Origin of the sequence: Allobosea sp. (assembly GCF_030695125.1) — a bacterium.
Classification (GTDB): domain Bacteria; phylum Pseudomonadota; class Alphaproteobacteria; order Rhizobiales; family Beijerinckiaceae; genus Allobosea.
In genome coordinates, this window is sequence record NZ_JAUYTP010000029.1 from 363,327 (window position 1) to 376,452 (window position 13,126).

Sequence of the window (13,126 nt, forward strand, 5' to 3'; positions counted from 1 at the left end):
CCGGACAAGCCGCGAAGCGGCGCTGATCCGGGATCCATTCCAGAGCGCTTGCCGGAGAGGGCCCGGAATGGATCCCGGGTCTCCCTGCGGTCGCCCGGGATGACGCGCGCTAAGACGGCACGGCAAACGCTAATCCGGTCGCCCTCAGACCTGCCGCGTCACCATCATCTTCTTCACTTCAGCGATCGCCTTGGCGGGGTTCAACCCCTTCGGGCAGGCATTGGCGCAGTTCATGATCGTGTGGCAGCGATAGAGCCGGAAGGGGTCTTCCAGATTGTCGAGCCGGTCGCCGGTCGCCTCGTCGCGGCTGTCGATCAGCCAGCGATAGGCCTGCAGCAGGGCGGCAGGGCCGAGATAGCGGTCGCCGTTCCACCAGTAGCTCGGGCAGGAGGTGGTGCAGCAGGCGCACAGGATGCACTCGTAGAGACCGTCGAGCTTCTCGCGATCCTCCTTGCCCTGAGCCCATTCCTTCTCGGGCGCCGGCGTCGTGGTCTTGAGCCAGGGCTCGATCGAGGCGTGCTGGGCGTAGAACTGCGTCAGGTCCGGCACCAGATCCTTGATCACCGGCATATGCGGCAGCGGGTAGATCGCGACCTTGCCCTTGGACCCGCACTCATCGATGCCGGTGGTGCAGGCCAGCCCGTTCTTGCCGTCCATGTTCATGGCGCAGGAGCCGCAGATGCCCTCGCGACAGGAGCGGCGGAAGGTCAGCGTCGGGTCGATCTTGGACTTGATCCAGATCAGCGCGTCCAGAACCATCGGCCCGCAATCCTCGCGGTCGACGAAATAGGTGTCGGTGCGCGGATTCTCGGTGTCGTCGGGGCTCCAGCGATAGACCTTGAACTCGGTCAGCTTGCTGGCGCCAGCCGGCTTCGGCCAGGTCTTGCCCGCGACGAGGCGGGAGTTCTGCGGAAGATTGAATTCGGCCATCTGTCAAATCGTCCTCAGTACACCCGCGCCTTGGGCTTGATGTACTCGATGTCGTTCGAGAGCGTGTAGGTGTGGACCGGGCGGTCGTCGAGCGAGACGGTGCGGGCCGTGTCGTCGATCCAGGACAGGGTGTGCTTCATCCAGTCCTTGTCGTCGCGGTTGGGATAATCCTCGCGGGCATGGGCGCCGCGGCTCTCGGGGCGGTTCAGGGCCGAGTCCATGGTGACGACGGCCTGGGTGATCAGGTTGTCGAACTCGAGCGTTTCGATCAGGTCCGAATTCCAGATCAGCGAGCGGTCGGTCGTGCCGATATCGGTGATGCCGCCCCAGATCTCGTGGATCTGCTTGTGGCCCTCTTCCAGCGTCTCGCCGGTGCGGTAGACCGCGCAATTGTCCTGCATGGTCTTCTGCATGCGCCCGCGCAGCTCGGCCGTCGGCGTCGAGCCCGAGGCGTTGCGATACCGATCGAGGCGCGACAGCGCGAGATCGGCCGAGTTCTTCGGCAGTTCCGGCTGGCTCTCGCCGGCCGTCACCGTGTCGGCGCAGCGCAGGCCGGCCGCACGGCCGAACACCACGAGGTCGATCAGCGAGTTCGAGCCGAGACGGTTGGCGCCATGGACGGAGACGCAGGCCGCCTCGCCGATCGCCATCAGGCCGGGCACCACGGTGTCGGCATTGCCGTCGACCTTGGTCAGGACCTCGCCATGGAAGTTCGTCGGGATGCCGCCCATGTTGTAATGCACCGTCGGCAGCACGGGAATCGGCTCGCGGGTGACGTCGACACCGGCGAAGATCTTGGCGCTCTCGGAAATGCCCGGCAGGCGCTCATGCAGGATCTTCGGGTCGAGATGGTCGAGATGCAGGTAGATGTGGTCCTTGTTCTTTCCGACGCCACGGCCGCCGCGGATTTCCATCGTCATCGAGCGTGAGACGACGTCGCGCGAGGCGAGGTCCTTGGCCGAGGGGGCATAGCGCTCCATGAAGCGCTCGCCCTCGGAATTGGTGAGGTAGCCGCCCTCGCCGCGGGCGCCTTCCGTGATCAGGCAGCCGGCGCCGTAGATGCCGGTCGGGTGGAACTGCACGAACTCCATATCCTGCAGCGGCAGGCCGGCGCGCAGCACCATGCCGCCGCCGTCGCCGGTGCAGGTATGGGCCGAGGTCGCCGAGAAATAGGCGCGGCCATAGCCGCCGGTCGCCAGGATGGTCTGCTGCGAGCGGAAACGGTGCAGCGTGCCGTCATCCATCTTCAGCGCGATGACGCCGCGGCAGTGGCCGTCCTCGTCCATGATCAGGTCGATGGCGAAGTATTCGATGAAGAACTCGGTGTTGTAGCGCAGCGCCTGGCCATAGAGCGTGTGCAGCATGGCATGGCCGGTGCGGTCGGCGGCGGCGCAGGTGCGCTGGGCCGGCGGGCCTTCGCCATATTCGGTGGTCATGCCGCCGAAGGGGCGCTGGTAGATCTTGCCGTCCTCGGTGCGCGAGAAGGGCACGCCCCAATGCTCGAGCTCATAGACGGCGGCCGGCGCGTTGCGCACGAGATACTCGATCGCATCCTGATCGCCGAGCCAGTCCGACCCCTTGACGGTGTCGTACATGTGCCACTGCCAGCTGTCCTTGCCCATGTTGCCGAGCGAGGCGGCGACGCCGCCCTGGGCCGCGACGGTGTGCGAGCGCGTCGGGAACACCTTGGAGATGCAGGCGGTGCGAAGCCCGGCCTGCGAGCAGCCGACGGTGGCGCGCAAACCCGCGCCGCCGGCGCCCACCACCACCACGTCGAAGGTATGGTCGGTGATCGCATAGGCCTGGCCGGTATAGGCCGGGACCTGACGTGACTTGGTGATCGCCATCGGATCAGCCTCCAAAAGAGAGCTTCAGCACCGCGAAGGCGCAGGCCGCGCCGATTGCGATCGCGAAGAAGGTGTTGGCCATCACGGCCGCGATCTTGAGGCCTTCACCATGGATGTAGTCCTCGATGATGACCTGCATGCCGAGCCGCATATGGACACAACCGGATACGACGAAGAGCAGCATCAGGATCGCCACCAGCGGGTGCGACAGAATGGCCAGCGCCGCCGGATAGGGCTTGCCGACCAGCGCGATCGCGACCCCGAGGAACACCAGGGTCAAGACCAGGTTGGCGACCGCGGTGACGCGCTGCAGCCAGAAATGCCCGGTGCCCGACTTGGCCGAGCCGAGGCCGCGGACGCGGCCGAGCGGCGTGCGCATCGATGAGTTGGAGTGCATCGTCTCGCTCCTCAACGAACGGCGTAGGCGACGATCCAGACGAGCAAGGTCAGCCCGCCTGAAGCCACAACGCTGTATTTGGCCATGTTCATCCGGGTCTGCGGATCATAGCCGCGGCCCATGTCCCAGACGAAGTGGCGCAAGCCCCCGATCATATGGTGCAGCAGGGCGAAGGAATACAGAAACAGGACCAGACGGCCGAACAGCGAGCCCGCGACCGCCTGTGCCATGTCGAAGGCCGCAGGGCCCGACGCCGCCGCCACGAGCCAGGCCGCGATCAGCACGGTGCCGGCATAGAGCGCCACGCCGGTGACGCGATGGGCGATCGACATCGCCATGGTCCAGGACCAGCGATAGATCTGCAGATGCGGCGAAAGCGGGCGCGCCGCCTGTTTGACCTCGGCCAAGATCGTTCTCCGACTCGCGCAGCCCGGTAAGGGGCCTACCCATTTGGGATTGTTCTAGAGTGTCTGGTTCTGTAACGAAACCGGAACGCTGCTGCAATGCGGCATGAAGGCAGCGAAGTGACAGAATACACAATCTGTCACTCGTAACGAAATCTTAACGCGGCAGCAGCGCCCAGTAGTCGAGATCGAGGATCACATCCGCCTCGTACTGCGCCCCCGTCTTCAGCGGATGGTCGGCGCAGGGCCGGTTCTTGGTGGCCACGAGCCGCAGCCGCAGCGCGCCGACATCCGCGCGGCCGGGCAGCGGCGCCGTCTCCAGAACCTCGCTCCAGGCGAAGACGGTATCGCCGGCAAACAGCGGCGCGACATGGCGTCCGCCATTGATCGCGGCGATGTGGAAGGCGTTGCCGAGCCCGTTGAAGGACAGCGCCCGCGCCAGACTGATGACATGCCCGCCATAGATCAGCCGCTTGCCGAAGCGGGTGGCGCGCGCGCCATGTCCGTCGAAATGGACCTTCGCCGTGTTCTGGTAGAGCCGCGTCGCGATCTGGTGCTCGGCGTCCTCGACCGTCATGCCGTCGATATGGTCGATGCGCTCGCCTGTCGCGTAGTCGCCCCAGCGGAAGGGGCTGCCGGCCAGCGCGTCGTCATAGGCCGAGAGGTCGAGCGCCGGGCAGCCCTCGCCGAGTTCCTCCGGCGGGACGGCTTGGGGCAGTTCGGGCACCTGCTCGGCATGGGCCGCCGTCCCCGGCTGGCGCTTGCGCACCAGGACCCAGCGCGCATAGCTCAGCACGATCTGACCGTGCTGGTTGCGGCCGATCGAGCGGACATAGACGATGCCGGCATCGCCCGCCGAGGTCTGCTTCAGCCCGATCACCTCGGAGGTGGTCGAGAGCGTGTCGCCGGGAAAGACCGGCTTCAGGAAACGGCCATCGGCATAGCCGAGATTGGCCACCGCGTTGATCGAGATGTCGGGAACCGTCTTGCCGAAGACGATGTGGAAGACGAGGAGGTCATCGACCGGGGCGGCCGGATAGCCCACGGCCCGGGCGAAAGCATCCGAGGACTGCACCGCGAAGCGCGGGCCGTAGAGGGCGGTGTAGAGCGAGACGTCGCCCACGGTGACGGTGCGCGGCGTCGCATGCACGATCGCGTCGCCGAGATGGAAATCCTCGAAGAAGCGCCCGGCGCTCGTCTTCGGCAGGGGGGTCTGGGTCGATCCGGGCATGGGCTCGCTCGCGATGGTCAGCCAGCGATTGTGCGCCGCAACGGGCGGCGGCGTAAAGGCCCGGCACCTGAACGCGGGTCATCCCGGACGCAGCGAAGCGGAGATCCGGGATCCATTCCGGAGCGCTGACCGGAGGCGTTCCGGAATGGATCCCGGGTCTCCCTGCGGTCGCCCGGGACGACGCAGCGTATCCCAAGCCCCCCGAGCGATCGTAAGTCCTCAGACGAACTGCCCGTGGCAGTGCTTGTACTTCTTGCCTGAGCCGCAAGGGCAGGACTCGTTGCGGCCGACCTTGCCCCAGGTCGAAGGATCGGCCGGGTTGCGGTCGAGCACGGCGGTGTCGGCCTCGAGCGCCGCGAACTGCATGCCCCCGGAACCGTAATCGCCGAAGGGCGAGGGCAGCGCGTCCTGCTGCGGCGGCGCCTCGTCGGGCTGCTCGAAGCGGACCTCGATGCGCATCAGATTGCCCGTGACCTGCTCGCGCAACCGCCCGATCAGCGAATCGAACAGCTCGAAGGCCTCCTGCTTGTATTCGTTCAGCGGGTCGCGCTGGGCGTAGCCGCGCCAGCCGATGACCTGGCGCAGATGATCGAGCGTGACCAGATGCTCGCGCCAGAGCGTGTCGAGCGTCTGCAGCAGGACCTGCTTCTCGACATAGACCATCACCTCTTCGGTGTTGCGTTCGATGCGCGCGGCATAGTCCTCGTCGGCGAGCTTGCGGATGCGCTCGCGCAGCTCGGCATCGGCGATGCCCTCTTCCTTCGCCCACTCCTCGATCGGCAGATCGAGATTGAGGAACTGCATCACGCCTTCCTTCAGGGCGGCGGTGTCCCACTGCTCGGGATAGGCCTCCTCGGGGATGTGGCGCGTCACCAGTTCGTCGGCGACGCCCTGGCGCATGTCGTCGATCGTCTCGCGCACGCTGGCCTGGCGCATGAAATCGCGGCGCTGCTCGAACACGACCTTGCGCTGGTCGTTCATGACGTCGTCGTATTTGAGGATGTTCTTGCGGATGTCGAAGTTGCGCGCCTCGACTTTCCCTTGCGCCTTCTCGACCGCCTTGTTGATCCAGGGATGGACGATCGCCTCGTCCTCCTTGAGGCCGAGCTTGGTCAGCATGCCGTCCATGCGGTCCGAGCCGAAGATCCGCATCAGATCGTCCTGCAGCGACAGGAAGAACTTGGAGCGGCCCGGATCGCCCTGGCGGCCGGCGCGACCGCGAAGCTGGTTGTCGATGCGCCGGCTTTCATGGCGTTCGGTGCCGACGATGTAGAGCCCGCCGGCCTTGAGCACGCGCTGTTTGAAATCGGCCACCTCGGCGCGGATCTCCGCCTCGCGCCGCGTCCGCTCCTCGCCGTCGGGCATGTCGCCGAGATCGTGCTTGATGCGCATGTCGGCATTGCCGCCGAGCTGGATGTCGGTGCCGCGGCCGGCCATGTTGGTGGCGATGGTGATGACGCCCGGCGCACCCGCCTGCGCCACGATATAGGCCTCCTGCTCGTGGAAGCGGGCGTTCAGCACGGCGAAATAGTTCGAGGGCTTGCCCTGGCGGGCGGCCGCATAGATCGGCTCCAGCGCGTTATCAGCCGAGAAGTCGATCTGCTGGAATCCGTCCTTCTGCAGCATCTCGGCGACGAGTTCCGAGCGCTCGATCGAGGTCGTGCCGACGAGCATGGGCTGGCCGAGCTTCTGGGCCTCCTTGATCTCGCGAATGACGCCGCGGACCTTCTCCTCGAAGGTGCGGTAGACCTCGTCATCCTCGTCCTTGCGCGAGACGGGCACGTTGGTCGGGATCTCGACGACCTCGAGCTTGTAGATCTGGAAGAACTCGTCGGCCTCGGTCGCCGCCGTGCCGGTCATGCCGGCGAGCTTCGAATAAAGCCGGAAATAGTTCTGGAAGGTGATCGAGGCCAGCGTCGCGTTTTCGGGCTGGACGGTGACGCCCTCCTTGGCCTCGAGCGCCTGGTGCAGCCCTTCCGAATAGCGCCGGCCGGGCATCATGCGGCCGGTGAATTCGTCGATGATCACGACCTCGTCGTTGCGGACGATGTAGTCCTTGTCGCGGGTGAACAGCGAATGCGCCCGCAGCGCCTGGTTGATGTGGTGGACCAGCGTGACGTTCTGGGCGTCGTAGAGGTCGCCCTCCTTGAGCAGCCCGGCCGTGCGGAGCAGCTCTTCCATATGCTCGTTGCCGGCCTCGGTCAGTGACACCGCGCGCTGCTTCTCGTCGATCTCGTAGTCGCCCTTCACCAGCCCGGGCAGGACCTTGTCGATCGTGACATAGAGGTCCGACTTGTCGTCGAGCGGGCCGGAGATGATCAGCGGCGTGCGGGCTTCGTCGACCAGGATCGAATCGACCTCGTCGACGATCGCGAAATGATGCCCGCGCTGGCTCATCTGGCCGACGTCGTACTTCATGTTGTCGCGCAGATAGTCGAAGCCGAACTCGTTGTTCGTGCCGTAGGTGATGTCGCAGGCATAGGCCCGCTGGCGCTCCTCGTCCTCGATGCCGTGGACGATGATGCCGACGCTGAGGCCGAGGAAGTTGTAGAGCCTGGCCATCCACTCCGCGTCGCGGCGGGCGAGATAGTCGTTGACCGTGACGACATGGACGCCCTGGCCGGCGAGCGCGTTGAGATAGGTCGGCAGGGTCGCGACCAGGGTCTTGCCCTCGCCGGTCTTCATTTCGGCGATGGCGCCTTCATGCAAGACCATGCCGCCGACGAGCTGCACGTCGTAGGGGCGCTGGCCGAGCACGCGCTTGGCCGCCTCGCGCACGGTCGCGAAAGCCGGCACCAGGAGATCGTCGAGCTTGGCGCCCGCCGCGATCTGCTCGCGAAAGGCGGTGGTGCGCGCCTGCAGCGCCTCGTCGCTCAGCGCGGAAACCTCTTTCTCCAGCGCGTTGATCGCAGCGACCCGGGGGCCGTAGCCCTTGACGCGCCGGTCGTTCGACGAGCCGAAGAGTTTCTTTGCGAGCGCGCCAAGCATGTTGGGCCTTTCGGTGGTATGGTCTTGGGGCCGCGCGGCTCATGCGCCGCGTCCCAGCCGGAAACCTGAATTCTCAATGCGACCGCGTGTTTAGACGCGCGCGGGGGCGGGGTCCAGCACTGCCTTGCAACGCTTTTCACCTCTCGCGGGGTGCCGAGCCGCAGATGGGCGGGATTGCGGGAGATGTAGGGTTTGCGCGCGACGCTTCCAAGACCGGAACCGGCGGGCACCGCGCAACCTTGCGGCAGCCGCGTCGGCGCTGCCCCGGGGGCGGTCCAGCAAAGCTTCGTGAGGCCGCGATCCCGAGGCTTTTCGCGCCTTGCCTTTGCCGCGTTCAACTGGCAGTGCAGCCGCGATCGAAGATTTCGGCTCTGTTTCGAAAAAAGGGCATCCCCATGAAATTGTCTCGCCTCGGCATGCTCTCGCTTGGGCTCGCGCTCGTCGCGACGCCGGTCTTCGCGCAGGCCGACAAGGTCGTTGCCAGGGTCGACGGTATCGCCATCACCGAGCGTGAGATCGGGCTCGCGACCGAGGACCTCGGCGAGCGGCTCGCGCAGCTTCCCGACGAGCGCAAGCGCGACGAGGTCATCAACTATCTCGTCGACCTGAAGCTGGGCGCCAAGGCCGCGATCGCCGCCAAGACCGCCGACGGCCCAGACTTCGCCGCCCGCCTCGCCTATTTCCGCGAGAAGATCCTGCTCGACCAGTATCTGACCGCCGAGGCCAAGAAGGCCGCGACCCCGGAAGCCGCGCGCAAGCTTTATGACGAAACCACCAAGGCGATGGCGCCGGAGGAAGAGGTCAACGCCCGGCACATCCTGGTCGAGGACGAGGCCCAGGCCAAGGCCGTCGCCGAGCGCCTGAAGAAGGGCGAGGACTTCGCCAAGGTCGCCGCCGAGCTCTCCAAGGATCCGGGCTCCGGCAAGGAAGGCGGCTCGCTCGGCTGGTTCACCAAGGACCGCATGGTGCCCGAATTCGCCGAGGTCGCCTTCAAGCTGAACAAGGGCCAGGTGTCCGACCCGGTGAAGAGCCAGTTCGGCTGGCACGTCATCAAGGTCGAGGACAAGCGCAGCAAGCCTCTGCCCGATTTCGCGATGGTGAAGCCGCAGATCGACCAGTATCTCGAGCGCAAGGCGCAGCAGGACATCATCGTCGCGCTGCGCGACAAGGCCAAGGTCGAGCGTCTCGACCAGCCGGCCGCGCCCGCGACGCCTGCTCCGGCCGAGCCGAAGAAGCCCTGAGCGAGCGCTGACTCGCGAATGAGCCTTTGACATGGCCCGCGCCCGACGCGGGCCATGTTCGTTTCAGACGAGATCGTCGAGCTTCACGCGCAGGGCGCCAGCGATCTTCTTCATCGTCGCCAGCGTGCCCTCGCGCTTGCCGGTCTCGATCTGCGAGAGATAGGGCTGGGCGATGCCCGCCTGCGCGGCCAGCGCGCTGACAGTCAGCCCGCGATGCTCGCGCCAGACCCGCACGAGGTTTTCGCCCGCGAGGATGCGATCGACCATGGCGGAGGGCACAAACTCCTCCTCGCCCGCGGCGAGACGACGTTTGGCCTCGTCATAGGCCAGCACATCCTCGGCCATTTCGGCAGCGTCGCGCAGCCGCTCGAACGTCGCTTCCGGAACCACGATCATCCGCTCTCCGCCGGGTCGGACGATGACCTCGAATCCCTCATCCATATGCTGTCCTCCTCAGTCGTAGATGCGGCTGCGATGGCCGATATCGAGGATGTCGAGGACGGCGCCGTCCTCATCGAAAATGACGCGATAATCGCCGATCCGCAGGCGATAGCCGTCGCGCCCCTGAAGCTTTCGGACATTCGTAGCCAGACTCGCGGGAGCCTCCGCATATTGTTCGATCTTGCCTCGGATGCGCGCCGCCGTCCCCATCGGTAGGGCGCGCAAGGCCCTCAATGCCTTCGTCTGGTAGACGATCCGCCGCATGGGACGAGCTATAGCATATCGCTATGGACGAGCAAGTGTCGTGCGGGCGCACCTTGCCTTCGCGCCGCCCCTACGGCACACCGGCCTCCCGCACAGGAGACGCCACCATGGCCGGCAAGGATGTTCCCGTTTCCCCGCTCGCGCCGAAGCGCCAGCCCAAGGTTCCGCCGGTTCCCGGCGTGCGCTTCGCCACCGGCGAGGCCGGCATCAAGTACAAGGGCCGCACCGATGTCTGGCTCGCTCTGCTCGACGAGGGCACGCAGGTCGCCGGCGTCTTCACCCGCTCGAAATGCCCCTCCGCGCCGGTCGACTGGTGCCGCGAGAATTTGAAGCAGGGCTCGGCGCGAGCCGTCGTCGTCAACTCCGGCAACGCCAATGCCTTCACCGGGCTGAAAGGCCGCGATTCCGTCGCGCTGACCGCGAAGATCGCGGCCAAGGCCGCGGGCTGCAAGCCTGAGGAGGTCTTCATCGCCTCGACCGGCGTGATCGGCGAGCCCCTCGACGCGACGAAGTTCGAGGGCGTGCTCGAGGTTTGCGCCAAGCGCGTGGCGGACGGCCCCTGGATCGACGCCGCCCGGGCGATCATGACGACCGACACCTTCCCCAAGGCGCTCTCCCGCAAGGCCAAGATCGACGGCCATGAGGTCGTGCTCGCCGGCATCGCCAAGGGCGCCGGCATGATCGCGCCCGACATGGCGACAATGCTCTCCTTCGTCTTCACGGATGCGCCGATCGCCGCGCCCGTGCTGCAGGCGCTGCTCTCCAAGGGCGTGAAGGGCTCCTTCAACGCCGTCACCGTCGACAGCGACACCTCGACCTCGGACACGCTGATGCTGTTCGCGACGGGCAAGGCCGCGGCGCGTGGCGTGCCGGCGATCACCGAGATCGGCGATGCCCGACTCTCGGGATTCAAGCGCGCGCTGAACGCGCTGCTGCTCGAACTCGCCCATCTCGTCTGCAAGGATGGCGAGGGCGCGCGCAAATTCGTCGAGGTGCGCGTCGCGGGCGCCGCATCCTCGCGCTCGGCCAAGCGCGTCGCGCTCTCGATCGCCAATTCGCCGCTGGTCAAGACCGCGATCGCCGGCGAGGACGCCAATTGGGGCCGCGTCGTCATGGCCGTCGGCAAGGCCGGCGAGCCGGCCGACCGCGACCGGCTCGACATCTCCTTCGGCGACATCAAGGTGGCGCAGCAGGGAGCGCGGGCGCCGTCCTATGACGAGGCGGCGGTCTCGACCTATATGCGAGGCGAGCACATCGTCATCACCGCCGATCTCGGCCTCGGGCGGGGCAAGTCCACGGTCTGGACCTGCGACCTGACCAAGGCCTATGTCGAGATCAACGGCGACTACCGGTCCTGATTGCCGGGGTTGCTGTTCAAGCCCTCATCCTGAGGAGCCGCGAAGCGGCGTCTCGAAGGATGCTTCAGGAGGCGCCGGTGACATCTGGACCATCCTTCGAGACGGCCCTGCGGGCCTCCTCAGGATGAGGACTCACGCGACATGACGCCGGGGCTCGCGGGTTCACCCACCACCCCCAGCCGCGCCTTCGTCGTCGGGCATCTGCTGGTCTGCTCGTTGTTCTGGGGCTCGAGCTTCCTGTTCATCAAGCTGACGGGGGGCGCGATCTCCCCGCTCGCGCTCGCCGCCGGGCGCGGGCTGATCGGGGCCGCTGCACTGGCGGCCTATGTCGTCTGGCTGGGCCAGAGCCCGATCCCACGCCGCGACGAGATCGCGCACTGGCTCGTGCTCGGCACCACCAATGGCTGGGTGCCCAATGTGCTGGTCGCCTATGCGCTGGTGCAGCTGGCGAGCGGCCCGGCCGCGATGATCCAGGCCGGCGGGCCGCTGGTGACGGCTGTGTTCGCGCATTTCCTGTTCGCGGAGGAGCGGATGGGCGCGCGCCGCCTCGTCGGCATCGGGCTCGGCATGGCCGGGGTCGCGCTGCTGATCGGCCCGCGCTTGGTCGAGGGCGGCGGCACGGCGCTCGGCGTGCTCGCCATGGTTGGCGTCATGCTCGGCTACAGCATCGGCAATCTCTATGCGCGCGCCATCCCTGCCTCGGCGGGCGATCCGGCGCGGCTGGCGCTCGGCCAGCAGGTCGTCTCCGGCCTCGTCGCGCTTGGGCTGACGCTGGTCTTCGCCGGCCCCGCCGCCTTCGCGCCGATGGCGGATCATATCTCGGCCATGCTGGCGCTCGGCCTGCTCGCCACCGCCGTGCCGATGGCGGTGTTCATGCGGCTGATCCGCGCCGCGGGACCGACGCGGGCTGCGATGACCGGCTATCTCGTGCCGACGGTGGCGACGATCCTGGGCATCGTCGTGCTCGGGGAAACGCTGGAGTTGCGGCAGATCCTCGGCGGTTGCATCATCCTCGCCGGCGTCTTCCTGGTGACGACGTCGCAGCGTGCGGCCAGGTCTGCTTGAGAGGACGAGCGGCATGAGGATGGAGCTGGGGGTCGTTCTTGCCTTGGCGTTGTCGGGGTGCGTCGAGCGCAAGCCGGCGACCGTCGCGTTTTCGGTCGAGGAAGCGGCCTTCATCAAGAAGACCGGCACGACCACGATCACCGGCCATGCCTTCCGCACCAAGCCGAGCGGTGTCGTCGTGAACGCGGCCGGGCAGTTGGTCCGTCTCGTGCCGGCCACAGCCTATGCCCGCGAGCGTTTCGCCAATTTCTACGGCACGCGCAAATTCGTGCCGCATCGCGACTATCCCCGCGACGACAACCCCGACGCCGCCTATGGCGAGTACAGCCGCACCACCAAGGCGGAGTCGAATGGGCGCTTTGTCTTCGAGAAGGTCGCTCCGGGCGATTACTTCGTCACCACCCAGGTGATCTGGGGCGACGAGGATGCGCTCACGCGCGAGGGCGGCTCGGTCTATGACAGCGTCACCGTGACGGGTAAGGAGACGCAACCCCTGCACGTCATCCTCTCCGGCTACTGAGTCCTGCACCCGTGAAGCTTCTCCTCGTCGTCGCCTGCGCCCTGATCGATTCCGACAACCGCGTGCTGGTGGCACAGCGGCCCGAGGGCAAGGCACTGGCCGGGCTGTGGGAGTTCCCCGGCGGCAAGCTGGAGGCGGGCGAGCGGCCCGAACCTGCGCTGATCCGCGAGCTTTCCGAGGAGTTGGGCATCACGGTGAAGGAGGCGTGCCTGGCGCCGCTGACCTTCGCCAGCTTCGCCTATCCAGAGTTCCACCTGTTGATGCCGCTCTATATCTGCCGGCGCTGGGAGGGGCAGGTCGCCTCCCGCGAGGCGCAGGCGCTAAAATGGGTCCGCCCCGGCAAGCTGCGGGAGCTCGCCATGCCGCCCGCCGACGAGCCGCTGATCCCGCATCTGATCGATCTGCTGGGGGCGTGAGCGCCCGCGCTCCGGTCATCAACC

General features: G+C 66.7%; 13 protein-coding genes. 5 read left to right on the plus strand and 8 right to left on the minus strand.

Going from position 1 to position 13,126, the window contains the following annotated elements:
* Positions 1-144 precede the first annotated feature (144 nt).
* From Q8S38_RS10155 to secA, 6 genes are all read right to left on the minus strand, one after another.
* Positions 145-930 carry a succinate dehydrogenase iron-sulfur subunit gene (locus Q8S38_RS10155; protein WP_305680297.1) on the minus strand — a complete coding sequence of 262 codons (786 nt, stop codon included), beginning with the start codon at positions 928-930 and terminating at the stop codon, positions 145-147.
* Between the two features lie 14 nt (positions 931-944).
* Positions 945-2,777, minus strand: a complete 1,833-nt coding sequence (sdhA, locus tag Q8S38_RS10160; protein ID WP_305680298.1) for a succinate dehydrogenase flavoprotein subunit — start codon at positions 2,775-2,777, stop codon at positions 945-947.
* A 4-nt stretch (positions 2,778-2,781) separates the two neighbouring features.
* Positions 2,782-3,174: a succinate dehydrogenase, hydrophobic membrane anchor protein gene (gene sdhD / locus Q8S38_RS10165; protein WP_305680299.1), complete on the minus strand. Its 393-nt coding sequence runs from the start codon at positions 3,172-3,174 to the stop codon at positions 2,782-2,784.
* Positions 3,175-3,185: 11 nt separating this feature from the next.
* The gene (sdhC, locus tag Q8S38_RS10170) at positions 3,186-3,581 is read right to left on the minus strand and encodes a succinate dehydrogenase, cytochrome b556 subunit (protein WP_305680300.1); all 396 of its coding nucleotides are present in this window, start codon (positions 3,579-3,581) and stop codon (positions 3,186-3,188) included.
* A gap of 154 nt (positions 3,582-3,735) precedes the next feature.
* Complete coding sequence (locus tag Q8S38_RS10175; RefSeq protein ID WP_305680301.1) at positions 3,736-4,809, minus strand: MaoC family dehydratase; 1,074 nt, start codon at positions 4,807-4,809, stop codon at positions 3,736-3,738.
* A 219-nt stretch (positions 4,810-5,028) separates the two neighbouring features.
* Positions 5,029-7,797, minus strand: coding sequence for a preprotein translocase subunit SecA (gene secA, locus Q8S38_RS10180; protein ID WP_305680302.1), 2,769 nt, complete (start codon positions 7,795-7,797; stop codon positions 5,029-5,031).
* 395 nt (positions 7,798-8,192) lie between these two features.
* Between secA and Q8S38_RS10185 the strand changes: the two genes are divergently transcribed.
* A complete protein-coding gene (locus Q8S38_RS10185; RefSeq protein WP_305680303.1) occupies positions 8,193-9,038 on the plus strand; it encodes a peptidylprolyl isomerase in 846 nt (281 codons plus the stop codon).
* 63 nt (positions 9,039-9,101) lie between these two features.
* Here the strand turns inward: Q8S38_RS10185 and Q8S38_RS10190 are convergent, their stop codons facing one another.
* A complete protein-coding gene (locus tag Q8S38_RS10190; RefSeq protein WP_305680304.1) occupies positions 9,102-9,479 on the minus strand; it encodes a helix-turn-helix domain-containing protein in 378 nt (125 codons plus the stop codon).
* Positions 9,480-9,491: 12 nt separating this feature from the next.
* The gene (locus tag Q8S38_RS10195) at positions 9,492-9,743 is read right to left on the minus strand and encodes a type II toxin-antitoxin system RelE family toxin (protein ID WP_305680305.1); all 252 of its coding nucleotides are present in this window, start codon (positions 9,741-9,743) and stop codon (positions 9,492-9,494) included.
* 107 nt (positions 9,744-9,850) lie between these two features.
* Here Q8S38_RS10195 and argJ point away from each other — a divergent pair, with 107 nt between their 5' ends.
* The 4 genes from argJ to mutT all read left to right on the plus strand — a co-directional run bounded on the left by argJ (position 9,851) and on the right by mutT (position 13,102).
* Complete coding sequence (gene argJ, locus Q8S38_RS10200) at positions 9,851-11,101, plus strand: bifunctional glutamate N-acetyltransferase/amino-acid acetyltransferase ArgJ (RefSeq protein ID WP_305680306.1); 1,251 nt, start codon at positions 9,851-9,853, stop codon at positions 11,099-11,101.
* Positions 11,102-11,242: 141 nt separating this feature from the next.
* A complete protein-coding gene (locus Q8S38_RS10205; protein ID WP_305680307.1) occupies positions 11,243-12,166 on the plus strand; it encodes a DMT family transporter in 924 nt (307 codons plus the stop codon).
* A 13-nt stretch (positions 12,167-12,179) separates the two neighbouring features.
* The gene (locus tag Q8S38_RS10210) at positions 12,180-12,686 is read left to right on the plus strand and encodes a peptidase associated/transthyretin-like domain-containing protein (RefSeq protein ID WP_305680308.1); all 507 of its coding nucleotides are present in this window, start codon (positions 12,180-12,182) and stop codon (positions 12,684-12,686) included.
* Positions 12,687-12,697: 11 nt separating this feature from the next.
* Positions 12,698-13,102, plus strand: coding sequence for an 8-oxo-dGTP diphosphatase MutT (mutT, locus tag Q8S38_RS10215; protein WP_305680309.1), 405 nt, complete (start codon positions 12,698-12,700; stop codon positions 13,100-13,102).
* Positions 13,103-13,126 lie beyond the last annotated feature (24 nt).

What these genes read in the sequence shown, in the direction of transcription:
- Q8S38_RS10190 (WP_305680304.1), bottom strand. Translation starts at nt 9,479, where the DNA reads ATGGATGAGGGATTCGAGGTCATCGTCCGACCCGGCGGAGAGCGGATG.
- sdhA (WP_305680298.1), bottom strand. Translation starts at nt 2,777, where the DNA reads ATGGCGATCACCAAGTCACGTCAGGTCCCGGCCTATACCGGCCAGGCC.
- Q8S38_RS10175 (WP_305680301.1), bottom strand. Translation starts at nt 4,809, where the DNA reads ATGCCCGGATCGACCCAGACCCCCCTGCCGAAGACGAGCGCCGGGCGC.
- Q8S38_RS10195 (WP_305680305.1), bottom strand. Translation starts at nt 9,743, where the DNA reads ATGCGGCGGATCGTCTACCAGACGAAGGCATTGAGGGCCTTGCGCGCC.
- Q8S38_RS10210 (WP_305680308.1), top strand. Translation starts at nt 12,180, where the DNA reads ATGAGGATGGAGCTGGGGGTCGTTCTTGCCTTGGCGTTGTCGGGGTGC.
- argJ (WP_305680306.1), top strand. Translation starts at nt 9,851, where the DNA reads ATGGCCGGCAAGGATGTTCCCGTTTCCCCGCTCGCGCCGAAGCGCCAG.
- Q8S38_RS10155 (WP_305680297.1), bottom strand. Translation starts at nt 930, where the DNA reads ATGGCCGAATTCAATCTTCCGCAGAACTCCCGCCTCGTCGCGGGCAAG.
- secA (WP_305680302.1), bottom strand. Translation starts at nt 7,797, where the DNA reads ATGCTTGGCGCGCTCGCAAAGAAACTCTTCGGCTCGTCGAACGACCGG.
- Q8S38_RS10185 (WP_305680303.1), top strand. Translation starts at nt 8,193, where the DNA reads ATGAAATTGTCTCGCCTCGGCATGCTCTCGCTTGGGCTCGCGCTCGTC.
- sdhD (WP_305680299.1), bottom strand. Translation starts at nt 3,174, where the DNA reads ATGCACTCCAACTCATCGATGCGCACGCCGCTCGGCCGCGTCCGCGGC.
- Q8S38_RS10205 (WP_305680307.1), top strand. Translation starts at nt 11,243, where the DNA reads ATGACGCCGGGGCTCGCGGGTTCACCCACCACCCCCAGCCGCGCCTTC.